Below are 22,551 nucleotides of genomic sequence, written 5' to 3'. Positions count from 1 at the left end.
AACACGCGTTCGAACGGGAGGAGGGGCGATGAGCACCGCCATGCAGACCGCAGAGCAGAGCAGCGATCTCGAGCAGCGGCTGTCACGGGCCCGGGCCGCCCTGGGCGCGGCCGAGCGCTCGGCCGCCCGCTGGGGCGGCCGGATCGACCGCACCGCCCTGCGACCTGCGCAGACGCCGACGCCGAGCGAGCCGGACGGCGCCGACGACGGTCTCGGTGCGCGGCTGCCGGTGCCGGGCCCGCTGTCGTCCCTGTTCCCCCGCAGCAGCCTGCGCGCGGGCAGCTCGGTGGCGATCGAGGGCGCCGCCACCACCTCCCTGCTGCTGTCCCTCGCGGTCGCCGCGGCGGGGGAGGACGAGTGGTGCGCGATCGCCGGGCTGCCGCACCTGGGGCTGCGCTCCGCGCTGGACGCAGGACTGGACCCCTGCCGCCTCGCCCTCGCCCCCGCCGGCGGGGACCAGCACCCGCAGGTGCTCTCCGCCCTGGCCGACGGGGTGGGCGTGCTCGTGCTCGGCCCCGACCTCGAACTCGCCCCCGCGCTCTGGCGCAGCCTGCTGGGCCGCGCCCGCACCGCCGACACCCTGGTCCTCGCCGCCGCCCCGCCCGGCCGGGCCGACCTCACCCTGCGCTCCACCACCCGGGGCTGGGCCGGGCTCGGCGCGGGCTCGGGACGGCTGCGCCGGCGCCGCCTGGCGGTCACCGCCGAGGGCCGCGGGATCGCCGGGCACCGCGAGGTCGAGGTGCTGCTGCCCGAGGTGAGCGGGATGATCGCGCAGGACCCGCAGGGCCGGGCGGACTTCGCCCCCCGCGGCATGCACCTCCTGCAGAGGGAGCGGGAGGCGGGATGAGCCTCGCCACCCCTCCGCGCGCCACCACCCCTCCACGCGCCGCCGCTGCTGCCACCGGCGCCGGCGCTGCCGCCACCGACGCCACCGCCGCGACTGCCACCCGGACCGTCGCCGTCACCGTCCCGGACTGGCCGCTGCTCGCGGCGCTGGACCGTCACCAGCGCCGCGACGACGCCGACGCACCGGCGATCGACCTCGCCGCCCGCCCGGTGATCCTGCTCGACCAGCACCGCGTCAGCCACGCCGGGGCCGCCGCCCGCGCGGCCGGGGCGCTGCCCGGCATGAAGCGCCGCGCCGCCCGGGCCGCCTGCCCCGAGGCGCTCGTGCTGGAGGCCGACCGGGAGCACGAGTCCTCCCTGTTCGAGCTGGTCGCCGCCGCGGTGGACACGATCGCGGCGGGAGTGGACGTGCTGCGCCCGGGGGTGCTGCTGATGTCGGCCCGCGGCCCCGCCCGCCACCACGGCGGGGAGGCGGCCCTGGCCGAGCGGATCCTCGACGCGGTCGCCGAGCTGACCGGCTGGGACGCCACCGTCGGGATCGCCGACGGCCCCTTCGCCGCCCTGCTGGCCTCCCCGCCGGGACGGATCGTGCGCCCCGGCCGCAGCGCCGAGTACCTCGCCCCGCACCCCATCACCGCGCTGCGCAGCGCCCCCGTCGGCCCCGGCTGGGGACACCGCGGGCAGCCCTCGGCGACCCGTCCGGAGCGCCGACTGGACCTCACCGAGACCGTCGACCTGCTGCAGCGTCTGGGCATCACCACCCTCGGCGACCTCGCCGCGCTGCCCGCCGCCGCGGTCGCGGACCGCTTCGGACCCGACGTCGCGACGCTGCACCTGCTGGCCCGCGGCGAGGAGCCCGCCCCGCCCGCGACCCATCACCCCACCCAGCCGATCCTCGCCGAGACCACCCTGGAGACCCCGCTGGTGCGCACCGACCAGGCGGCCTTCATCGCCCGGCCGCTCGCCGAGCAGCTGCACGCGATGCTCGTCGAACGCGGCCTGGTGTGCACCCGGCTGCGGATCGTGGCCCGCACCGAGAGCGGCGAGGAGATGGAGCGCACCTGGCGGCACGACGGGGCGCTGAGCGTCGCCGACGTCGTGGACCGCATCCGCTGGCAGTGCGACGGCTGGATCACCCGGGCCCGGCTCGGCGGGCCCGCGACCGGGGCGATCACCCGGATCGGACTGCACCCGCTGCAGCTGGCCCCGGCGGGGGAGAACGCCCCCGCGCTGTGGGGCAGCGCCGGGGAGGCCGCCCAGCGGGCCGCGCGGGCCTTCGCCCGTGCGCAGGGACTGGCGGGGGAGGACGCGGTGCAGGTCCCCGCCGTCGTCGGCGGCCGCCTGCTGGTCGAGGAGATGACGCTGGTGCCCTGGCGCAGCGAGAAGCCCCGGCGCCGGGACGGCCCCTGGCCGGGGTCCCTGCCGCGCCCGGTGCCCGCCACCGTGTTCCGCGAGCTGCCGCCGGTGCTGCTCGAGGACGCCGACGGCCGGCCCGTCGTGGTCACCGCCCGCGGCCTGCTCAGCGCCGCCCCCGCCCGCCTGCTGGTGAGCGCCCCCGGGGCCCCCGCCCTGCAGCGGGCCGGGCTGCGCGCCGGCTCGGGGTACCCGGTGCTCGCCCACGGCGCCCCCACCGTGATCGACGAGCGCTGGTGGACGCCGGGCGGGCACCGCGCCGCGCGCCTGCAGCTGGTGGTGCGCGGCGCCGGCGCCGAGGAGACCGCCGTCCTCGCGCTCTCGCGCACCGGCCACTGGATGCTGGAGGGGCTCTATGACTGAGGAGATCCGCTGATGCCCGGCGGCTTCCTGGGCCCACCCGCGTGGAAGGACCTCGAGGCGCTGCTGTCGGACCGCCCCCTCGAGGTGACCGCGCCGCGGAGCCTCGTCGAGCGCCCCCGACCGGTCGCCGAGGAGCCCTACCGCCCCGCGCGCACCGTCGACTACGCCGAGCTGCACGCCCATTCGCACTTCAGCTTCCTCGACGGCGCCTCGAGCCCCGAGGACATGGCCGCGCAGGCCGCGCAGCTGGGCCTGGGAGCGATCGCGCTGGTGGACCACGACGGGCTGCCCGGGGCGGTGCGCTTCGCCCGCGCCGCCGCGGAGCACGGCGTGGACACCGTCTTCGGCGCCGAGCTGACCCTGGGCCTCGCGCCCGGGGCCGATGCCGCGGACGCCACCCCGGTGCGCTCGGCGCCCCGCACCGGCACCCCCGACCCCGCCGGGGAGCACCTGCTGGTGCTGGTGCGCGACGAGATCGGGTACCGGCAGCTGTCCACCGCCATCGCCCGCGCCCACCTCGACAGCGGCGAGAAGGCCGTCCCCCGCTACCGGCTGGCCGAGCTCAGCCGCCTGGCCCGGCAGGGGCACTGGCTGATCCTCACCGGCTGCCGCAAGGGAGCCGTGAGCCGCGCCGTCGCGCCCCACCTCGAGAGCGGGGACCTGGAGGCCGCCGCCCACGCCGCGGCCGAGGCCATCGCCCGGCTGCTGGACCTCTTCGGCGCCGGCAACGTCGCGGTCGAGCTGGTCGCGGGCGGCGGAGGGCTCGCCGACGAGCTCCACGACGCCCTCGCCCAGGGGGCGCGACTGGTCCGGGAGTCCCAGGGGCTCGATGCGATCTCGCTGCCGCTGGTGGCGACCACCAACGCCCACTACGCACGCCCGGCGGACAAGCGCCTGGCCGACACCCACGCCGCCCTGCGCGCCGGGGTGCCGCTCGCCGAGGCCGATCCCCACCTGTCCTCCCGGCCCGCGCACCTGCGCAGCGGGGAGGAGATGACCCAGCTGCTGCCCCGCTACGGGCAGGCGGTCGCCCGGGCGGCGCAGCTGGGACGGGACTGCGCCCTGGACCTGCGCCTGCTCGCCCCGGACCTGCCGCCGTTCCCGGTGCCCGCGGGGCACGACGAGGCCAGCTGGCTGGTGGAGCTGGTGGAGATCGAGGGCCGCGAGCGCTACGGTCCCCGGCCCGCCCCGGGCCGCCCCGAGCGCGTCCCCGGAGCCTGGGCGCAGATCGACCACGAGCTGAAGGTCATCACCGACCTCCACTTCCCCGGGTACTTCCTGATCGTCCACGAGATCGTCGACTTCTGCGCCGGGGAGGGGATCCTCGCGCAGGGGCGCGGCTCGGCCGCGAACTCCGCGGTCTGCTACGCGCTGGGGATCACGGCGGTCGAGCCCGTCGGCCACCACCTGCTGTTCGAGCGGTTCCTGGCCCCGGAGCGCGACGGCCCGCCGGACATCGACATCGACATCGCCTCCGACCGCCGCGAGGAGGTGATCCAGCACGTCTACACCCGCTACGGCCGCGAGAACGCCGCCCAGGTCGCCAACGTCATCACCTACCGGGCGAAGCTCGCGGTGCGGGACGCCGCCCGGGCGCTCGGCTACGACCCCGGCGCCCAGGACGCCTTCTCCAAGCGGATCGAGCGCTCCTTCTCCTCGCTGGAGGGCGCCGACATCCCCGCCGACGTCGTCGAGCTCGCCAAGAAGCTGCGCGACGCCCCCCGCCACCTGGGCATCCACTCCGGCGGCATGGTGCTGTGCGACCGGCCGGTGATCGAGGTGTGCCCGGTGCAGTGGGCGGCGATGGAGGACCGCACGGTGCTGCAGTGGGACAAGGAGGACTGCGCCGATGCGGGGCTGGTCAAGTTCGACCTGCTGGGGCTGGGGATGCTGACCGCCCTGGACCACGCCCTGCGCCTGGTCGCCGAGCACCACGGGCAGCACTTCGAGCTGCGCACCCTGCCGCAGGAGGACCCGGCCGTCTACGACATGCTGTGCGCCGGCGACAGCGTCGGCGTGTTCCAGGTGGAGTCCCGCGCCCAGATCTCGACCCTGCCGCGGCTGAAGCCCCGCGAGTTCTACGACCTGGTGGTCGAGGTGGCGCTGATCCGGCCCGGCCCGATCCAGGGCGGCAGCGTGCACCCCTACATCCGCCGTCGGGCGGGGGAGGAGGAGGTCACCTTCCTCCACCCGCTGCTGGAGAAGTCCCTGGGCCGCACCCTGGGCATCCCGCTGTTCCAGGAGCAGCTGATGCAGATGGTGGTCGACGTCGCCGACTTCACCCCCGCCCAGGCCGACAAGCTGCGCCGGGCGATGGGCTCCAAGCGCTCCACCCAGAAGATGCTCGAGCTCTCCGACGCCCTCTTCGCGGGGATGGCGAACCACGGCATCACCGGGGAGGCCGCCGAGGCGGTCCAGCGCAAGCTGCTGGCCTTCGCCAACTACGGCTTCCCCGAGTCCCACGCGTACTCCTTCGCCTACCTGGTGTACGCGAGCTGCTACCTGAAGTGCCACTACCCGGCCGCCTTCACCGCGGCGCTGCTGCGCTCCCAGCCGATGGGGTTCTACTCGCCGCAGTCGCTGGTCGCGGATGCTCGTCGGCACGGGGTCCTCACCCGCGGCCCCGACGTGCTGCGCAGCCGGGCCCGCACCGACCTGGAGACCGACGCGGAGCACCGCGCCTACCGGGTCGACCCGCCGCAGGCGCAGGTGCAGGGGAGAGCGCCGCGCGCGGCCCCGCGATCCGGCTGGGCCTGGACCAGGTGCGCACGATCAGCACCGGCACCGCGGAGGCGATCGTCGCCGAGCGCGAGCGGGGCGGGCCCTTCGCCTCGGTGCCCGACCTGGCCCGGCGGGTGCACCTGAGCGCCCGCCAGCTGGAGGCGCTGGCCACCGCCGGGGCGCTGGATCCGCTGGCGGCCTCGCGGCGGCAGGCGCTGTGGGCGGCGGGCGCCGCCGCCCAGGAGTCCCCGGACACCCTGCCGCACCTCGCGGTGGGGGCGCAGGCCCCGATGCTGCCGGGGATGAGCGATGCGGAGCTCGCCACCGCCGACGCCTGGGCCACCGGCATCACCCTGGACGAGCATCCGATGGTGCTGGTGCGGAAGGAGCTGAGCGCCGACGGGGTGCTGCCGATCAGCGGGGCCCGGGACGCGGAGGACTCCACCCGGATCCGGGTGGGCGGGGTGATCACCCACCGGCAGCGTCCGGCGACCGCCGGGAACATCACCTTCCTCAGCCTCGAGGACGAGAGCGGGATCCTCAACGTGGTGTGCTCGCAGGGGTTCTGGGTCCGTCACCGGGCGCTGCTGCGCACCGCGCGGGCGGTGGTGCTGCGGGGGATCGTGGAGAACCGCACCGGGGCGGTGAACCTGGTGGCCGACGACGTGGTCGCCCTGGAGCTGCCCGCGGCGGGCAGCTCCAGGGACTTCCGGTGACTCAGGCGGCCGACGGCACCGCGGTCACGGTCACCCGCTCCGAGCGGTCGGCGCGGCGCGCCCCGCGGGAGGCCACCAGGGTCAGCAGCAGCGAGATCCCGGCCCAGGCGAGGATCGACAGCAGCGTGCCGGAGGTGCTCACCAGCGACCCGCCGAGCGCGGAGTGCACGAGCCCCTGGGTCACGATCGACAGCGGCATCAGCGAGCCGATCGACTGCAGCAGCGGGGGAGCGGTCTCCACCGGCACCAGGCCCACCAGGGTCACCGCCTGCAGCACCATCAGCACCACCGAGGTGATGCGGCCGATGCGGTCCCCGAGCACCGTCAGCAGCGCCTGGTGCAGGGCCGCGAACATCACCGCCCCGGCGAAGGCCACCAGCACCACCGAGAGCGGGGAGACGGGGGAGATGCCCGCCGCGGTGAGCACGGCCAGCACCGCGATCGTCTGGACCAGCGCGATCAGCACCGCCGGGGCCAGCGAGCGCAGCACCACCTGGGACATCGGCATCGCCCGGTCCAGGAGGCGCCGGGACAGCGCCGGCAGCAGCAGGAAGGTGCCGAAGGCGCCCAGCCACAGCGCGAGCGCGGTGACGAAGGGGAAGGTGGCGGTGTCGGCGCCGTTGGCCTCGTTCTCCCGCTGCGCCTCGGTCTCGACCGGGGAGGTGGCCATCTCGGCCATCCGGGTCCGCTCGGACTCGGTGTAGGAGGGGACGGCGTCCGCGCCCTCGCGCAGCCCGCCGGCGAGCTCCTCGGTGCCCTCGGACAGCTCACCGGTGCCCTCGGCGAGCTCCTCGGTGCCGTCGGCCAGGTCCCCGGTGCCGTCGGCGAGCTGCTCGCTGCCGTCGGCCAGCTGGGAGGCTCCCGAGCCCAGCTCGCTCGCCCCGGCGGCCAGCTGCTCGTTGCCGTCGGCGAGCTCGCCGGCGCCGTCGGCGCTGGCGCGGGTGCCCTCGGCGAGCTGATCGGCGCCCTCGGCGAGCTGGTCGACGCCGGCCGCGTACTGCACCAGGCCGTCGCGCAGACCGATCACGCCCGTCACCAGCTCCCCGGCGCCGTCCGCGCTGGCGCGGGCGCCGGTGGCGAGCTGCTGCGCGGGCGCCACCAGGCCGGGGTTCTGGGCGGTGCCGTCCCCGGCGAAGGCGGTCTCGATGCCCTCGGCGTAGGCGAGGACGCCCTCGGTGCCCTGGACCAGGCCCGGCTGGGCCTCGGTGCCGTTGATCCCGTCGGCGATCTGCTGGACGCCGTCGGCGGCGGCGGTCGCGCCGGCGCCGACGCCCTGGGCGGTGGTGAGCAGACCCGGGTTCTCGGGATTGCCCGGTTCCCCGTTCGCGATGCCCGCGGTCGTCATCGCGGACTCGACCAGGCGCGTGGCCTCCTCGCAGCCGGGGGAGTCCTCGCCCTCGGCGCAGAGCAGCTCCTGAGTCACGAGCGCGTCGGTGACCATCTGCGGAGCGTCCGGACCACCCGCGCCGTTCACGACGCCCTCGAGCGCCTCGCCGTAGGCGGCGACGCCCTCGGCGCCCTGCACCAGTCCCGGCTGCTGGTCGGTGCCCCGCAGCCCGTCGGCCGCCTGCTGGGCGCCCCGGCCGAGCTCGGCGGTGCCCTCGGCGACGCCCTGGGCGGTGGTGACCAGCCCCGGGTTCTGGGCGGTGCCGTCGCCGGTGACGGCGGTGCCGGCCTGGGCGACGCCGTCGGCGTACTGCTCGAGGCCGGTGGCGAGCTGATCGGCACCCGCCTCGAGGCCGGGGTTCTCGGCGGTGCCGTCGCCCTCGACGCCCGCGGCGAGCTGGTTCACGCCGTCGAGGATCCCCGGCTCGGTGTCGGTGCCGCTGATGCCGGCCTGGAGGCCGGCGACTCCGGTGGCGAGGTCCTCGGAGCCGGTGGCGAGCTGGCCGAGGCCGTCGGCGAGGCTGCGGGTGCCGCCGGCCGCCTGCCAGGTGCCGTCGGCGAAGGTCCACACGCCGCCGGAGAACTCCCGGGCGCCCTCGGCGGCGGCGGTGGTGCCGTCGGCGAGCTCACGGGTGCCGTCGGCGAGCTCCTGGGTGCCGTCGTCAAGATCGGAGGTGCCGCCGGCGAGCTCCTCCGCGCCGTCGGCCGCGTCGCGGAAGCCGGAGCCGAGGTCGTTGAAGCCGAGGTAGAGGCCGTCCAGGTACTGCTGGGCCATCTGGCCGCCCATGGTGTTCGCCGAGGCGGTCGCCACGGCGGTGCCCACCAGGGCGTTGATCTGGCCGCTGGCGTCGTTGGTGGTGACCTCGAGCAGGGCCGGGGTCGCCTCCGGGGTGCCGATGGTGGTGAGGTCCGCCGAGAAGTCCTCGGGGATCAGCACCACGGCGGAGTAGCTGCCGTCCCGCAGCCCCTCCTCGGCGTCCTCCTCGCTGGTCAGCTGCCAGTCGAAGCCGGTGGTCTCCGGCAGGTCCTGGCCCTCGACGGTGTCGGGCTGGGTGAGCGCGCCGGCCAGCAGCCGCCCCAGGGGCACCTGCTGGACCTCGCCGTTCTCGTCCTCGATCTCGGCGCCCGCGTCGAGGTTGACGACCGCGGCGGGCACGGCGTCGAGCCGGTCCACGCGACCGCTGAGCGCCCACAGGCCGAGCGCGGCCACCAGCAGCGGCAGCAGCAGCACGACGAGCAGGGTGCGGGGGTGCTTGAGACGGGTCATGCGAGGGCTCCTTCGGGAACGGAGGCGGTGGAGCGCTGGACGGACAGGGCCAGCAGGCGGCGCGGGTCGCGCAGCGAGCCGTGCAGGTGGCGCTCGGCGTCGACGGCGCGCTCCGAGCGGGAGCCGACGATCACGGTGACGCCCTCGGCGAGCAGCGCGTCGAGGCGCTCGACGAGCGCGTCGTCGGTGACGGTGGCCGCATGGGCGAGGTCCTCGATCTGCTCGATGACGACCACGGTGCGGCCGATGCCGCGCCCGCCGATCCCGGCCAGCCGCGAGGAGACGTCGGCGCCGGCGGGGATCCAGTGGGCCCGGCCCTGGATCGCCGCCAGGTCGTCGGGGGCGAGGCGGTCGTGGACCGCGAGGATCCCGGAGGTCGGTGCCAGCCGGCCCGCGGCGAGCGCGAGGAAGGAGGCGCGGGCGGCGTCGTCGGGGGCGCGGACCACGAGCAGCGATCCGGGCGCGACGGCGCCGGTGAGGGGGCCGATCTCGCCGTCCTCGCCGAGCAGCGGGGCGACGGCGTCCTCCAGGCGCAGGGAGTGCCGGCCGTGCTCCTCGGTCCAGCGGCGGTGCTCGAGCACCGCGGCCAGGCCCTCGCCCTCGACGTCCACCTTGGGCAGCGCCCGGGACAGCCACCCCGGCAGCCACCAGGCGTGCCTGCCGAGCAGGGCGAGGACGGCGGGCACGAAGGTCATGCGGACCACGAAGGCGTCCACCAGCACCCCGACGGCGAGGCCCACCGCGATCGGCTGCAGCATGAACCAGCCCGAGGACACGAAGCCCGCGAACACGGCGATCATGATCAGGGCGGCCGCGGTGACCACGGGGGCGTTGGCGACGAAGCCCCGCTCGATGGCGCGCTTCGCGTCGCCGCTGTGGACGAACTCCTCGCGCATGCGGGAGACCAGGAACACCTCGTAGTCCATGGCCAGGCCGAACAGCACGCCCATCACCAGGATCGGCATGAACGAGACCACCGGGCCGTTGACCGAGACGAACAGCGCCTGGTTGAACCAGCCGTACTCGAAGACCATCGCGGTGACGCCGAAGGCGGCCAGCACCGAGAAGAGATAGCCCACGGAGGCCTTCAGCGGCACCCAGATCGAGCGGAACACGAGCGCCAGCAGGATCAGGGAGAGGCCGACGACGAACAGTGCGAAGGGCAGCAGCGCCCCGGAGAGCTTGTCGGTGACGTCGATGCCCACGGCGGTGGCGCCGGTGACGGTGACGTCGGAGATGGCGAGGTCCTCCTCCCAGCCCGCGGCGCTGCCGCGCAGCTCGGCCACCAGGTCCTTGGTGGACTGGTCGGTGGGGCCGCCCTCGGGGATCACCACCACCACGGCCATGTCGGCGCCCCGGTTCGGGGTGGCGACCTGGATCTCCTTGACGTCCGCGAGCGCGGCGATGTCCGTCTCGAGCTCCTCGACCACCCCGAGCGGGTCGGTGGTGTTGATGATGTCGGCGGTCACCAGCAGGGGACCGTTGTAGCCGGGCCCGAACTCCTCGGCGATCAGGTCGTAGGTGTCGCGGGCGGGGGAGCCCTCGGCCTCGGTGCCGAGGTCCGGCAGCGCCAGCTCGAGGTCCTTGATCGGGATCGCCAGGGCCGCGACGCCGAGGGTGACCACCAGGATGGTCAGGGCGGGCACCTTCGTGACCAGCCGCACCCAGGCGCGGCTGACGCCGCCGCCGGAGGAGTGCGAGGGAGCGGCCGCAGGCAGGGTCCCCCCGTTCTCGGCCATCAGGCGTCGGGCCCGGCGGGGCCGCAGGCGCTCGCCCATGATGCCCATCAGCGCCGGGAGCATGGTCAGCGCCACCACCACGGACAGCGCGACGGTCGCGGCGGCCGCGACGCCCATGATGGTCAGGAACGGGATGCCGGTGACGAAGAGGCCCACCAGGGCGATGATCACGGTCATGCCGGCGAAGATCACGGCGCTGCCCGAGGTCGCCAGCGAGCGGCCGACGGACTCCAGCACCTCGTCCCCGCGGGCCAGCTGGTCGCGGTGCCGGGAGAGGATGAACAGGGCGTAGTCGATGCCGACGGCGAGGCCGAGCATCGCGCCGAGCGCGGTGGTCACCGAGGGGATGTCCATCCCGGCGGACAGCGCCATCAGGGCCAGCATGGAGACGCCGACGCCGACGATCGCGGTGACGATCGGCATGAAGGCCGGCACGAAGGAGCGGAAGACGACGGCGAGGATGAGCAGCGCGACGACGATGCCGACCACCTCGCCGATCCCGAAGGGGACCTCGGCGCTGGTGAGCACCTGACCGCCGATGTTCGCGTCCAGGGCGGCGGACCCGGCGTCCTTCACCATCGCGGTGATCTGCTCGACGGACTCCTGCGGGAACTGCCCGGTCTGCCCGTCCATCTGGAACTGGGCGATGATCGCGGTGTCGTCCTCGGTGCGGGTGCCGGGGGAGAGGTCGTCGAAGGGGGAGGCGGCCAGCGCCACGCCCTCCACCTCGTCGATCTCGGCCATCAGCGCGTCGATCTCCGTCTGATGGTCATCGACCGCGGAGCCGTCCTGGGTCACGAACACGACCTGGCCCGAGGTGCCCGCCATCTCCGGGAACCGGTTGGCCAGCGCGTCGATGCCGCGCTGTCCCTCGGTGCCGGGGATCTCGATGTCGGAGGAGAAGGTGCCGCCCAGACCGACGGCGAGGCCGCCGAGGATCACCAGCAGCGCGACCCAGACCGTGACCACCTTCCACCGCAGGGAGGCCATCAGACGACCGAGTCGGTACAGGGATGAGGACACGCGACCTCCAGGGCGAGCACGGGCGGGAAGACACCGGCGCGGCTCCGGCTGGAGACGGCCATGCATTGGATACACGGGTGTATCGGTGCGATAGTATCGAGCGCGCGGGGGAGACCACAACGGCGTCGCCGCGCGGTGAGAGCCACTCCACCCCGCCCGAGCCCCCGAGGAGCCATGACCGATCTGTTCGAGCCGCTGCCCGAGTCCGCCGACACCCGGCGCAAGGAGAACACCCGCGCCAAGCTGGTGCGCGCCTCGCTCGAGGTGTTCGTCGAGAAGGGCATCGACGGCGCCACCGTCGACGACCTCACCCGGGCTGCCGGCTTCACCCGGGGCGCGTTCTACTCGAACTTCTCCAGCAAGGAGGAGGTCTTCGTCGCGGTGTTCGACGAGGTGACCACCGAGCTGCTCGCGATCGCCAGCTCCGCCGTGCAGGCGGCCCTGGCGGAGGCGGGCGTGGGCGAGCGCGCCCGGGTCGGTCCCGAGGACGACTCCGAGGTGATGGTGGCCGTCTTCGAGGCGATCCGCCCCTTCGGCCGACAGTGGTACCTGCTCTACTCCGACGCGGTCGCCCGCGCGCTGCGCGACGAGAAGCTGCGCGCGGAGCTCGCCGTCCAGCGGGAGCGGCTGCGCGACGAGATCGCGGCGCTGCTGATGGTGCGGCTCGAGGCCTCGGGGGAGCGGCCGCTGCTGGCTCCCACCGACCTGGCGCAGCTGCTGGTGGGGATCTTCATCGACCTGATGGTGCGCGAGCAGATGGACCGGCGCGACGTCACCGACCTCGCCGCCGTCACCATCCTGGGCACCCTGCAGGCCTTCGTGACGCCGCGCCGACCGGCCCCCGGCGACTGAGCGCGACACGCCGGGAGCCCCACGCGCGCCGCGGGGGCAGTACGGTGGACGCGGTGTGACGCTCGTCGCACCGCTCTCCCATCCCCGAATTCCCCTGGAGACGCCGATGTCGGCCTACCGTCCCCGCCACCTGGCCCCGCTCGCCGACCCCTCGACCGGCGGCGCCTCCCGCCGCTCCCTGCTGCGCGGGGGTGTGCTCGGGGCGGCCGCCCTGGGGACCGGCACGGCCGCCCTGGCGGCCCCCGCCGCGAACGCCGCCGGCATCCACGGCCAGGACGTCTCCGGCTGGCAGGGCGAGGTCGACTGGGACGCCCAGGCCGCGCTCGGCTCCCGCTTCGCCTACGTCAAGGCCACCGAGGGCCGCAGCTACCGCAGCCCCGCCTTCAACCATCAGTACCGCGGCGCCGGCGAGGCCGGCCTGGTGCGCGGCGGCTACCACTTCGCGCGCCCCGACTCCGGCGGCCCCGAGGAGCAGGTCGACTTCTTCCTGGACAACGGTGGCGGCTGGAGCGCCGACGGCATCACCCTGCCCGGCATGGTCGACCTCGAGGCCTACGCAGGCCTGCCCCGCGACTACGGGCTGAGCCCGCAGGAGATGCGCGACTGGATCGCCGGCTTCTCGAGCCGGTACCGCGAGCAGACCGGGCGCCGACCGGTCATCTACACCAACCGCAGCTGGTGGACCGACGTGGTGGGGGACTGGACCCCGAAGAACTCCCCGCTGTTCCTCGCGGCCTACCGCAGCCAGGCCCCCACCGTGCTGCCGGGCCGCTGGTGGGGTTGGGAGCTGTGGCAGTACTCGGACTCCGGGCCCTTCGCCGGGGACTCGGCCCGCTGGTACGGCAGCGAGGAGGAGTTCGCCCGCTTCGTCGGCGAGATCGACTACGGCGCGAACGGCATCTGACCCCTCTGCGGCCGGAGGCTGTGTAGCCTTCCCCGGTGAGAAACGAACCCCGCACACAGCGACACACAGAGCACTCTGGACGCCCGGCCGGCGCCGTCTACGCCGACCGGGGCAGCTCCCACTTCGACATCCTCCTGGCCGCCATGGTCACGGTGGTGATCCTCTCCGGCATCGGCGCCGCCAAGGGGGTCAGCTTCGGCACCATCCCGGGCACCGGCTTCGAGATCCTCACCGACGGCGGCTTCTTCCTCTTCCCCCTGGCCTACGTCCTCGGCGACATCGTCACCGAGCTGTACGGGCCCCGCGCCGCCCGCCGCGCGATCCTCACCTCCTTCGCCGTCAGCATCCTGGCCTCCCTCAGCTACTGGGTGCTCATCGCCCTGCCGCCGTTCCCCGATGCCTACGGCCTCGCCAAGCAGGAGGCCCTCGAGCTGGCCCTCGGTCCCGTCTGGATCGTGGTGCTCGCCGGACTGGCCGGCTTCCTGGCCGGGATGAGCCTGAACTCCCTGGTCGTCGGCCGGATGAAGAGCCGGATGGGGGAGCGGGGACTGGTGGGCCGCCTCATCACCTCGAGCGGGCTCGGCGAGCTGGTCGACACGATCATCTTCTGCACCATCGCTTCGCGGGCGATCGGCATCACCAGCCTCGAGCAGTGGGCGCAGTACACGATCCTCGGCGTGCTCTACAAGGTGCTCGTCCAGTACGCGATGATCCCGGTGACCTCCGCAGTGATCCGCCGGCTGAAGCGCACCGACCCGAGCTACCAGGAGCGACTGGCCGCCGCGGCCTGATCGACGATCGGTCGGTGCGCACCGCGACGAAGGTCGCCCTGCACTTGCGCCCAAGCGATCATGTGTGCGGCCCGCGGCGCCGGAAGACTGGTCGCATGAACACCGCAGCCACCCTCCCCGATCCGCCCACTGCTCCCACCACCTCCGTCGCTCCCAGCTCCGCCGCGCCCGCCCCGGCCGCGCCCGCCGTCCCGGTGGCGCCCCCGCGTCCCGAGTCCGCGGACGACTCCCGTCCCTTCGGTGCCCACCTGCGGATGAGCTGGTGGAAGCCGCTGGTGATCATCCCCGTCCTGCTGATCGCGATGTTCGTGCTGCAGATCGTGCTGGTGCTGGTGGTGATGATCATCGAGGCGGCCCTCTTCGGCCGCGACCCGAGGGACCTGACCATCTCGCCGCTGATGATGCTGGCCACCAACCTCAGCCTGGCCGCCATGGGTCCGCTGGCCGTGCTGGCCATGGCCCTGATCGGCCGGGTCCCGTGGCGCCGGCTGCTGGCCTCGCCGCGCCGGATGAGCCTGCGGCGCACCGGCGTGTACGCCGCGGCGTTCTCCGCCCTGGTGCTCGCCGCGCTCGGCGTCATGCAGCTGATCGCTCCCGCCTCGACCGGGCTCACCTCCTTCGCGCTGACCGGCACCACCGTCGGCCTGCTGGTCGTCGCGCTGCTGACCACGCCGCTGCAGGCGGCCGGGGAGGAGCTCATGTTCCGCGGCGCGATCATGCCGGCCGCCGCCTCCTGGGTCCGCGCCGCCAAGCCCGCCCTGGTCCTGGGCATGGTGGTCTCGACGATCCTCTTCGGCCTGGTGCACATGTCGGTCGACCCCTGGCTGCTGAGCTACTACACGCTGTTCGGGCTGTGCATGGCGGCGATGGCCGTGATCAGCCGCGGCCTGGAGGCGCCGATCGCCTTCCACGTCAGCAACAACCTCATCCTGATGGTGCTCGGCGCGCTGTTCGCCGGCGGCGAGGGACTGGTGATCGACCGGTCCGTGGGCATGGGCGGCCCGTTCATGCTCGTCTTCATGGTCGTGGACGTGCTGGCCGTGGCGCTGGTGTGGCTGCTCGAGCGGCGCCGGACGGCCGCCGAGGTCGTCGCCTGAGCGCTGGAACGGGCGCTCCGCGGCGGGCCGGACCCGCCTAGGATGTCGCGGTCGAGCCGGGCGTGATCCCTGGATCCGCCCGGCTCGCCCCCTGCCCGTTCGAAAGGACCCCCGTGCCGCCCGCCGCCCCCGAACCCTTCCGCGAGACCGCTCGCGAGGAGCCCGCCGCCGCCACCGGCTCAATCCCCACCGTGACCGGTCAGATCCCCACCATCACCGGCGCCATCCCCGTGCTCGAGGACCCGGCGGACCACGAGCTCGCCCACCTCCCCAGCGAGGAGGAGCTGCGCCGCACCCGCGGCAAGGTCACCGCCATGGTGATCCTCGTGCTCACCACGCTCAGCGCGATCGGCCCGCTCGCCACCGACATGTACATCCCGGCCTTCCCGCAGGTCGCCAGCGACCTCGCGACCACCGCCTCGGCGATGCAGCTGACCATCACGGCCTTCTTCCTGGGCACCGCGAGCGGGCAGATCGTGGCCGGTCCGCTCTCGGACCGGATCGGCCGCCGCGGACCGCTGCTGATCGGGATCGTGCTGTGCCTGCTGGCCTCGATCGGCTGCGCCCTCGCCCCGAGCGTCGAGCTGCTGCTGGTGATGCGCATCCTGCAGGGCATCGGCGGCGGCTTCGGCATGGTGCTGGGACGCGCCGTGCTCATCGACATGACCGACGGTCCCGAGCTGTTCCGGATCATGAACGTCATGCAGGGCGTCGGGGGAGTCGCCCCGATCGTGGCCCCGCTGCTGGGCGGAATCATCCTGCTGGTGGGGCAGTGGCGCGAGATCTTCGTGGTGATCGCCGTGATGTCGCTGCTCTCGCTGCTGGGGGTGCTGTTCCTGATCCCCGAGTCGCTGCCGCACTCCCGACGGCACAGCGGCGGGTTCCGCACCTTCCTGCACAACTGCCGGGTACTGCTGGGCCGACGGATCTTCGTCTCGTACCTGCTGGTCAACGCCTTCTCGGCGTTCGCGCTGATGGCGTACGTCTCGGCCTCGTCCTTCGTGGTGCAGTCGATGCTGGGCCATTCCTCGACCACCTACTCGATCAGCTTCGCGATCAACTCCTGCGGCATGATGGCGCTGTCGCTGCTCTCGGCCCGGCTGACCCGCACCATCCATCCGCGCTCGATCATCCGGGTGGGGCTGATCATCGTCTCGCTGGGCGCCTTCGCGCTGCTGATCGGAAGCCTGTTCCTGGACACCCCGGCCTGGATCGTGTTCCCGGCCTTCTTCCTCACCGTCGCCCCGCAGGGCATGATCTTCGGCAACGGCGGCGCGCTGGCCTCGAACGAGGCCCGGGAGTTCGCGGGCACCGGCTCGGCGATGCTGGGCCTGGGATTCTCGTTCTCGGCGTCGATCGCCGCGCCGCTGGTGGGCATCGCGGGCACCCACTCGGCGCTGCCGATGGCGATCGCGATGGTCGTCGGCTGCCTGATCTCGGCCGTGTTCTTCGTCGTCGCGGGCCGTGGCAGCGGCGCGGGGCAGCTGGGCCATCCGGCGCGGCTGCCTCAGCACTGATCCACCGACACCGGGGGTGCTGGGGGAGGAGGAACGAGACGATCCCCTGTGTTCGGAAGTGTGCCTGGCTGAGATCGCCTCTTCCGCTTGCGGCCTCTTGAAGTCGTGAGCTGCGTACTTCACGGAGGAGCGTCCCCACCGTCGTTCCGGTCCTCGATGAGCAGAACCTCGAGTCTGCACGACACGCGACCTTGGTGTCGGCTCCGGCCGAGCGTGCGGGCCTCTCCGGTCTGCCCACACGTCAGGGGCACCGAACGACCACGGTGCAAGAATCTCGATGCTTCGTCGCCCGCCGCCACTCCGCAGGCTGAGCGACTTGTGCGCCAACGGTCACTCGGTACCGTGCACGCTTGGCAACGATGAGTGGACGCGCGGGCAATGGCTGGTGCCGCCTCCCCGCCCGGTCCGATCGTGTCCTCATCGCCCGTTCGGGAACTTTCGCCGTATGAGCTGGGCGAACAGGGTCGAACCGCACGCAGCACGCTTGAGGGCAACAGCCTAGTGTGACATGCTTTACGCACACTGCCCTGAGCCCCAATGCGCGGCAGGCACCTGAGAACGCGTCGCTCTTGGGAATATCCTGTTACTTTTGTGATAGTCGCGGCGCTCGAATTCGCCGGCGGATTCGCGTCGGCACATGGGCCGAAGAGTGCCGATCAAGTTATAGAAAGACTTGGTGGAGTCCATTATGACGGCGCGCCGTCCCTGTGAGCTATCGAAGGGGAGATATCCGCCCGAGCTGCTCGAACAATCGACCACAGAGACCCCACTTCGATGGAGCTTTCAGTGCGCGGCTGCGGCAGTGCCAGTACGCTGACAGTTCACGTAACTGCTGGATAGGGAAATGTCCAGAAGGGCCTATATTGCATCCTAGTGGCGCCCCGAGATTATCGATCACGTAACAGAGTCGTATGTGTCGGAATACGGCGACAGAGTTGCCGAGGCCGGCGTGGAACAAAGCCGTTGAGGTGGAACCGGTGGGCAAGAAAAGACGCGCGTCCGGCGCAATCCCGTCCCTTCCCGAGCTCTACCCGGGAGAGAAGAGCGTAGAATCGGTCGAGATCGCTAGGCCCGCGACGGGCACTAGCCATGAGGAGCCATACGTCGAGCCATCCTTTTTGGAGAGCGGTCGGATAACGATCGGCGGCACGGACGATGGCCATGGAAGACCTGGCGTTGCTGACGGTGGCCCTGGGAGGCCCGACGGTGCGGTACGACCCACCGCGCTGCCGGAATATGGCGATAGCTGAGGGATTTCGGAACGCTCCGATGCGGCGTCTGAAGCACTCGGCAATGACGCTCGTGACTGCCGGCGATGCAGCATCCAGGAAGCTCAATGAATTGTCGGCCGGCGACGGTGCCGGTGGTGCCGCCGACCGCGGATCTCGAACGTCGGCGCACCGCGGCCGACACCGGCGTGAAGTCGATCGACCCATTCACGCAGCACCTCGACGGCGTCCGCCGTCCGACCGTGTGTCATGGCATCGAGTCACCTCATCAACATCGCTGCGGCACGCCGATAATGCACGTTATGTAAAGTCGGCGTGGGAGGAGCCCCGGGCGGAGCCCCGATCGCTCCCCTCGGCGGTCGCCCGTCGTCGCGACCGGCTCAGTACGCCGCGACGACGCCCTCGCCGCCCGGCCAGGCGGCGACCAGTCGCACGGTGCCGTCGAGGTCGCCCACGGTGCGGGCGATCGTGAACGGCTCGCCGTCCAGCAGCTCCTGGCCGCTCGGCGGCCGTTCGCCGGCGTCGACCTCGAGGCGCAGCGTGACCGTCGGCTGCTGGGTCTCGCGCAGCGTCCCGTCGTCCTCGTGGATCGCGAGGCCGGCCTGCTCCTGCTCGCCGCACAGCGCCCGTCGGAAGCAGTCCAGCGCGACCTCGTCGTACAGGCCGTCGTAGACGAAGCGCTCACCGAGCACCGAGTGCTCCATGGTGCTCAGCAGGTGCTCGCCGGCCTCCTCGAGCGGCGCCGGCCGGTAGGTCAGCGGCAGATGGAAGACCGTCCCGTCGACGCGCACCAGATGGCACTCCACGCCGACCTCGCCGGCGGGGTCGTCGAAGCGGTAGGCGCCGAGCAGCTCCGGCTCCCCCGCCTGCCCCCACGACCGCGCCGCGAGGAAGGACGCGAGGATCTCGGACTTGGACGGGCGCAGCTGCGCCCGATAGATGATGGCCATGGCCCCACGGTAGCCGCCGACACGCCCCGGCGGCGGGGCGGGACGTTCGCCTCCTGGCCCTCGAGTGTTCATATCCTGGTGCATATGCCCACGCCATCTGCCGTCCCGGACGACTTCCGCCCGCTCCCGCTGCCCCGGATCGCGCTGTGGCTGATCGTGGTCGCCCTCGCGATCGTCCTGATCGCCCTGGCGTCCCTCACCGCCCATCAGCGCACCACCGGCGTGCTCTCGCAGAACCTGCACACGGTGTTCTGGTACTTCGACGTGGGCCGCGAGTACAACCTCGCCACCTGGTACGGCTCCGGGCTCTGGCTGCTGCTGGGGGTGGTGGCCGCCGTGATCGCCGTGTCCCGTCCCGCCCTGCGCGCCTCCTGGTGGCTGCTGGCCGTCGTCGCCCTGGTCGCCTCGATCGACGAGTACCTGGAGATCCACGAGCGCCTGGACGTGCCGGGCAACTGGATCGCCGAGCGCCTCCCCTTCGACGTGGGCTTCACGTGGGTGCTGATCGGCGCGCCGATCGCCCTGGTCGTCGTGCTGCTGCTGGCCCGGGTCGTGCTCTCGCTGCCGGCGCGCGCCCGCAACGGCATCGTCCTCGGCGGGGCGCTGTTCGTGGCCGGCGCCATCGGGGTGGAGTTCGTCAACGGCAGGGTGCTCGAGAGCGCCGGCTGGGTCGTGAACAACACCTATCTGTACGGCACGATGGTCGAGGAGCTGCTGGAGATGTCCGGCATCGCGATCGCCCTGGCCTCGCTGCTGAGCCTGTTCCAGCGCAGCGCCGGCAGCGGGATGCTGCGGCTGGACCCGGCCCTCCGCACCCGGACCCGCTGAGACGTCCCCGCGCGGCGGGTGCCCGTCAGCCCCCGGGGCCGGCCGGGGACGAGGCGGAGCGGTCCTGCAGGGACACCCGCACCGGCTCGCGCACCGGCGAGCAGCACAGCACCGCCGCAGCGGGATGCAGCCGCTCGTCGTCCCGGTACCGCGTGAACAGGCGCTGTTCGGCGTCGGCGTCTCCCCCGTCCGCGGCGACCAGGTCGGCGGCGATCTCGTCGAGCTCCCCGAGCAGCTCCGGCGCGAGGGGTTCCGCGGGCGGCGGGAGGGCGCCCCAGGCGTCCCAGAGCAGCACCTCGTCGCCGTACCGGTGCGCGAGCTCCAGGAAGATCTCGGTCAGCACGAAGCCCTCACCGCTCGCCTCATGGCCCGGCGCGACGCCGTAGCGGGAGGCGTCCAGCGTCCCGCGCCGCAGCGCCCGGAGCGCCTCGGCGGCCGTGGTGAACGGCGCGTCGGGGCCGCCGGGGACGTCCAGCGGGTCCAGGGGCAGGCCCCAGGCCGGGTCCACCTCGGGGTCGAAGCGACGCCAGCGCCGACCGTCATGGAACTCCACGATCACGTGGTCGTGATGCCAGTCGGGAGCGAAGTAGTGGGCGAAGCCGACGCGACTGCGGGCCGGCACCCCGTGATGGCGCAGGATGCTCACCGCCAGCAGCGTGGAGTCCCGGCAGCAGCCCTGCAGCCGCTCACCGACCACCCGCTCCTGCGCGGGGGCGCGGCCCGGGTGCCGCTGCTGGTCCACGGCGAGCATCTGCCGGACCCAGCGCAGGTCGACGTCCTCGCGGCTGGAGGCGGGCAGGTGCTCGGCCTGGACGCGGTAGTGGGCCAGCAGATTGCGCACCACGGGACCGATCGCCTCGGGCGTCGGCGCGACGGCATCCCACAGCCGGGCATGCTCCCCCGGGTCGCTGACCGCCGTGTGCCGGGCCCAGTCCGCCGGGACCGGAGGGGTCGAGAGCGTCATCGCCATGGCGACAGTATGAGCCCGGCGCTCCCCCACTGTCATCGGCCGCCCGGCGCCGGCCGTCCCCCAGGCTCCGGACCGATTCGCGGTCCCCGCCGCGGCCGGTGTTGACTGCCCGGGTGCCCCTGCTCGATCAGCTCCTGGAGCTCTCCGTCCTCACCCTGGCGTTCCTGGTCGGCGCCGCCTTCGTGGCCGGCTGGGTGGATGCGGTGGTCGGCGGCGGCGGACTGGTCCAGCTGCCGGCGCTGCTCACCTCGCTGCCGGCCGACGCCTCCACCGGGGCGGTGCTGGGCACGAACAAGATCGCCTCCGCCGCCGGGACCGCGGTCTCCTCCTGGACCTACGTGCGACGGATCACCCCCCTGGCCGCCACCGCGATCCCGCTGATCCTGTGCGCCCTCGCCGGCAGCGCGGCCGGGGCGGGGCTGGCCTCGTTCATCCCCCGCGCCTGGCTCTCCCCCATCGTGCTGGTGGCCGTCCTCGCCGTCGGCGCGTACACGCTGCTGCGGCCCACCATGGGCCTGGTCCACGAGCCCCGCCACCGCGGCCGCGCCCAGGTGCTGCGCGCCGGCGGCATCGGCGCCGCGGTCGGTCTCTACGACGGGATCCTCGGCCCCGGCACCGGCAGCTTCTTCATCATCGCGATGGTCGCCCTGCTGGGCTTCGGCTTCCTCGAGGCCAGCGTCCACGCGAAGCTCGCCAACCTCACCACCAACCTGGGGGCGCTGCTGGTGTTCGGGCTGCAGGGCGAGGTGTGGTGGCTGCTCGGCGTGCTGATGGCGATCGCCAACGTGCTCGGCGGCTACCTCGGCGCGCGGCTCGCGCTGCGCCTCGGCTCCGGCTTCGTGCGGGGCGTGTTCCTGGTGGTCACCGGTGCGCTCTCGGTGCGCCTGGCGATCGACACCGTGGCGCTGTTCACATGAGGTCCCAGGACCTGGTGGAATAGTTCCCCGGACGGGGTGGTTGAAAGGGAGGTCACCCTTCCCGCCCCGAGGCGGCTCATCGCACTGGAGGTCACGATGGATCCGACGACCCTGTTCAGCTACGAGCGTCACGTGGACTCGCGCGCCCTGCACGGACGCACGCTCCTGGTCACCCTGGGCGCGTACAGCGACGCGGGCGAGGCCCAGCGGCTCGTCGACGACCATCTGCTGAACACCCTCTCCAGCCGCGTCGTCGGACGGCTGGACATGGACCAGGTCTACGACTACGCGGGGCGGCGCCCCGAGGTGACCCTCGAGCTGGACCGCTTCGCCGACTACGACCGGCCCGAGATCCTGCTGCACGAGGTCACCGATCTCGGCGGTGAGACCTTCTTCCTGCTCACCGGGCCCGAGCCCTCCTTCCAGTGGGAGCGGGTCGCCAGCGCCCTGCGCATCGTCATCGACCAGCTCGGGATCGAGCGCACCCTGCTGCTGCAGGGCTTCCCGGCCCCCGTGCCCCACACCCGCGAGCTGCCGGTGACCCGCTTCGCGGGCGATCCCGAGTCGATCGAGGTGCGCCGCACCATGCCCGGGACCTTCCGGCTGCGGGCGCCGTTCACCGCCCTGCTGACGATGCGCCTGGCCGAGTCCGGCCACGACGTGGTGGGACTGACCGTGCACGTCCCGCAGTACCTGCACGAGATGGCATACCCCGACGCCGCGACGGCGCTGCTCGGCGCCGTCGGCGAGGAGAAGGGTCCGCAGGTCCCCACCGGGGCGCTCGAGGCGCAGGCGCGGGTGGTGCGGGAGGCCGTGTCCGCGCAGATCGATGCCCAGCCCCCGCTGCAGGAGATGGTCGCCGGGCTCGAGAAGCGGTTCGACAAGATGATCACCGCCGGCGCCGGCGCCGAGGTGCCCACCGCCGAGGCGATCGCCGCGGAGGTCGAGCAGTACCTGGCGAGCTTCGAGGAGGGCCGCGCCCCCGAGGAGGACGGCTCCGCCGACTGAGGTCCCGGCCGCCG

Annotated in this window: 16 protein-coding genes; 12 read left to right on the top strand and 4 right to left on the bottom strand. The window is 73.3% G+C overall.

All coding sequences use genetic code 11. The features are described from left to right. The first annotated feature begins 28 nt into the window (after positions 1-28). The 4 genes from ACOJUI_RS08210 to ACOJUI_RS08195 are packed head-to-tail and all read left to right on the top strand — an operon-like array spanning position 29 to position 6,059. The gene (locus tag ACOJUI_RS08210; RefSeq protein ID WP_422117556.1) at positions 29-847 is read left to right on the top strand and encodes a hypothetical protein; all 819 of its coding nucleotides are present in this window, start codon (positions 29-31) and stop codon (positions 845-847) included. Further along, entirely contained in the window at positions 844-2,622 is a 1,779-nt protein-coding gene (locus ACOJUI_RS08205) for a DNA polymerase Y family protein (protein ID WP_422117555.1), read from the top strand. Before ACOJUI_RS08210 ends, ACOJUI_RS08205 begins: the two co-directional genes overlap by 4 nt. A gap of 12 nt (positions 2,623-2,634) precedes the next feature. Continuing rightward, positions 2,635-5,487: an error-prone DNA polymerase gene (locus ACOJUI_RS08200; protein WP_422117554.1), complete on the top strand. Its 2,853-nt coding sequence runs from the start codon at positions 2,635-2,637 to the stop codon at positions 5,485-5,487. Further along, positions 5,385-6,059, top strand: a complete 675-nt coding sequence (locus ACOJUI_RS08195; RefSeq protein WP_422117553.1) for an OB-fold nucleic acid binding domain-containing protein — start codon at positions 5,385-5,387, stop codon at positions 6,057-6,059. Before ACOJUI_RS08200 ends, ACOJUI_RS08195 begins: the two co-directional genes overlap by 103 nt. A 1-nt stretch (position 6,060) precedes the next feature. Here the strand turns inward: ACOJUI_RS08195 and ACOJUI_RS08190 are convergent, their stop codons facing one another. Both ACOJUI_RS08190 and ACOJUI_RS08185 read right to left on the bottom strand, forming a co-directional pair. Then, on the bottom strand, positions 6,061-8,712 hold the full coding sequence (locus ACOJUI_RS08190; protein ID WP_422117552.1) for an ABC transporter permease: 2,652 nt from the start codon (positions 8,710-8,712) through the stop codon (positions 6,061-6,063). Next, complete coding sequence (locus ACOJUI_RS08185) at positions 8,709-11,474, bottom strand: MMPL family transporter (RefSeq protein ID WP_422117551.1); 2,766 nt, start codon at positions 11,472-11,474, stop codon at positions 8,709-8,711. Before ACOJUI_RS08185 ends, ACOJUI_RS08190 begins: the two co-directional genes overlap by 4 nt. 174 nt (positions 11,475-11,648) lie before the next feature. Between ACOJUI_RS08185 and ACOJUI_RS08180 the strand changes: the two genes are divergently transcribed. The 5 genes from ACOJUI_RS08180 (at position 11,649) to ACOJUI_RS08160 (ending at position 16,635) form a co-directional block, all read left to right on the top strand. Beyond that, positions 11,649-12,326, top strand: a complete 678-nt coding sequence (locus tag ACOJUI_RS08180) for a TetR/AcrR family transcriptional regulator (protein ID WP_422117550.1) — start codon at positions 11,649-11,651, stop codon at positions 12,324-12,326. A 106-nt stretch (positions 12,327-12,432) separates the two neighbouring features. Beyond that, on the top strand, positions 12,433-13,230 hold the full coding sequence (locus tag ACOJUI_RS08175; RefSeq protein ID WP_422117549.1) for a GH25 family lysozyme: 798 nt from the start codon (positions 12,433-12,435) through the stop codon (positions 13,228-13,230). Between the two features lie 35 nt (positions 13,231-13,265). Beyond that, on the top strand, positions 13,266-14,021 hold the full coding sequence (locus tag ACOJUI_RS08170; protein ID WP_422117548.1) for a queuosine precursor transporter: 756 nt from the start codon (positions 13,266-13,268) through the stop codon (positions 14,019-14,021). Between the two features lie 95 nt (positions 14,022-14,116). Continuing rightward, the gene (locus ACOJUI_RS08165) at positions 14,117-15,118 is read left to right on the top strand and encodes a CPBP family intramembrane glutamic endopeptidase (protein WP_422117547.1); all 1,002 of its coding nucleotides are present in this window, start codon (positions 14,117-14,119) and stop codon (positions 15,116-15,118) included. A gap of 113 nt (positions 15,119-15,231) precedes the next feature. Continuing rightward, on the top strand, positions 15,232-16,635 hold the full coding sequence (locus ACOJUI_RS08160) for a multidrug effflux MFS transporter (protein WP_422117546.1): 1,404 nt from the start codon (positions 15,232-15,234) through the stop codon (positions 16,633-16,635). Between the two features lie 1,609 nt (positions 16,636-18,244). Here the strand turns inward: ACOJUI_RS08160 and ACOJUI_RS08155 are convergent. Next, positions 18,245-18,814: a maltokinase N-terminal cap-like domain-containing protein gene (locus ACOJUI_RS08155; RefSeq protein ID WP_422117545.1), complete on the bottom strand. Its 570-nt coding sequence runs from the start codon at positions 18,812-18,814 to the stop codon at positions 18,245-18,247. 84 nt (positions 18,815-18,898) lie between these two features. On the opposite strand from ACOJUI_RS08155, the gene ACOJUI_RS08150 reads away from it, so the two are divergent. Beyond that, a complete protein-coding gene (locus tag ACOJUI_RS08150; protein WP_422117544.1) occupies positions 18,899-19,642 on the top strand; it encodes a hypothetical protein in 744 nt (247 codons plus the stop codon). A 25-nt stretch (positions 19,643-19,667) separates the two neighbouring features. On the opposite strand, the gene ACOJUI_RS08145 is transcribed toward ACOJUI_RS08150, so the two are convergent. After that, positions 19,668-20,612: a transglutaminase domain-containing protein gene (locus ACOJUI_RS08145; protein WP_422117543.1), complete on the bottom strand. Its 945-nt coding sequence runs from the start codon at positions 20,610-20,612 to the stop codon at positions 19,668-19,670. 113 nt (positions 20,613-20,725) lie between these two features. Between ACOJUI_RS08145 and ACOJUI_RS08140 the strand changes: the two genes are divergently transcribed. Continuing rightward, entirely contained in the window at positions 20,726-21,529 is an 804-nt protein-coding gene (locus tag ACOJUI_RS08140) for a TSUP family transporter (RefSeq protein ID WP_422117542.1), read from the top strand. Positions 21,530-21,625: 96 nt separating this feature from the next. Continuing rightward, on the top strand, positions 21,626-22,537 hold the full coding sequence (locus ACOJUI_RS08135; protein WP_422117541.1) for a PAC2 family protein: 912 nt from the start codon (positions 21,626-21,628) through the stop codon (positions 22,535-22,537). Positions 22,538-22,551: the final 14 nt, after the last annotated feature.

The organism is Brachybacterium sp. UNK5269, assembly GCF_049266655.1.
Classification (GTDB): Bacteria; Actinomycetota; Actinomycetes; order Actinomycetales; family Dermabacteraceae; genus Brachybacterium.
Note: the sequence above shows the minus strand (reverse complement) of the source record. Positions and strands in the feature narration are given on the sequence as shown.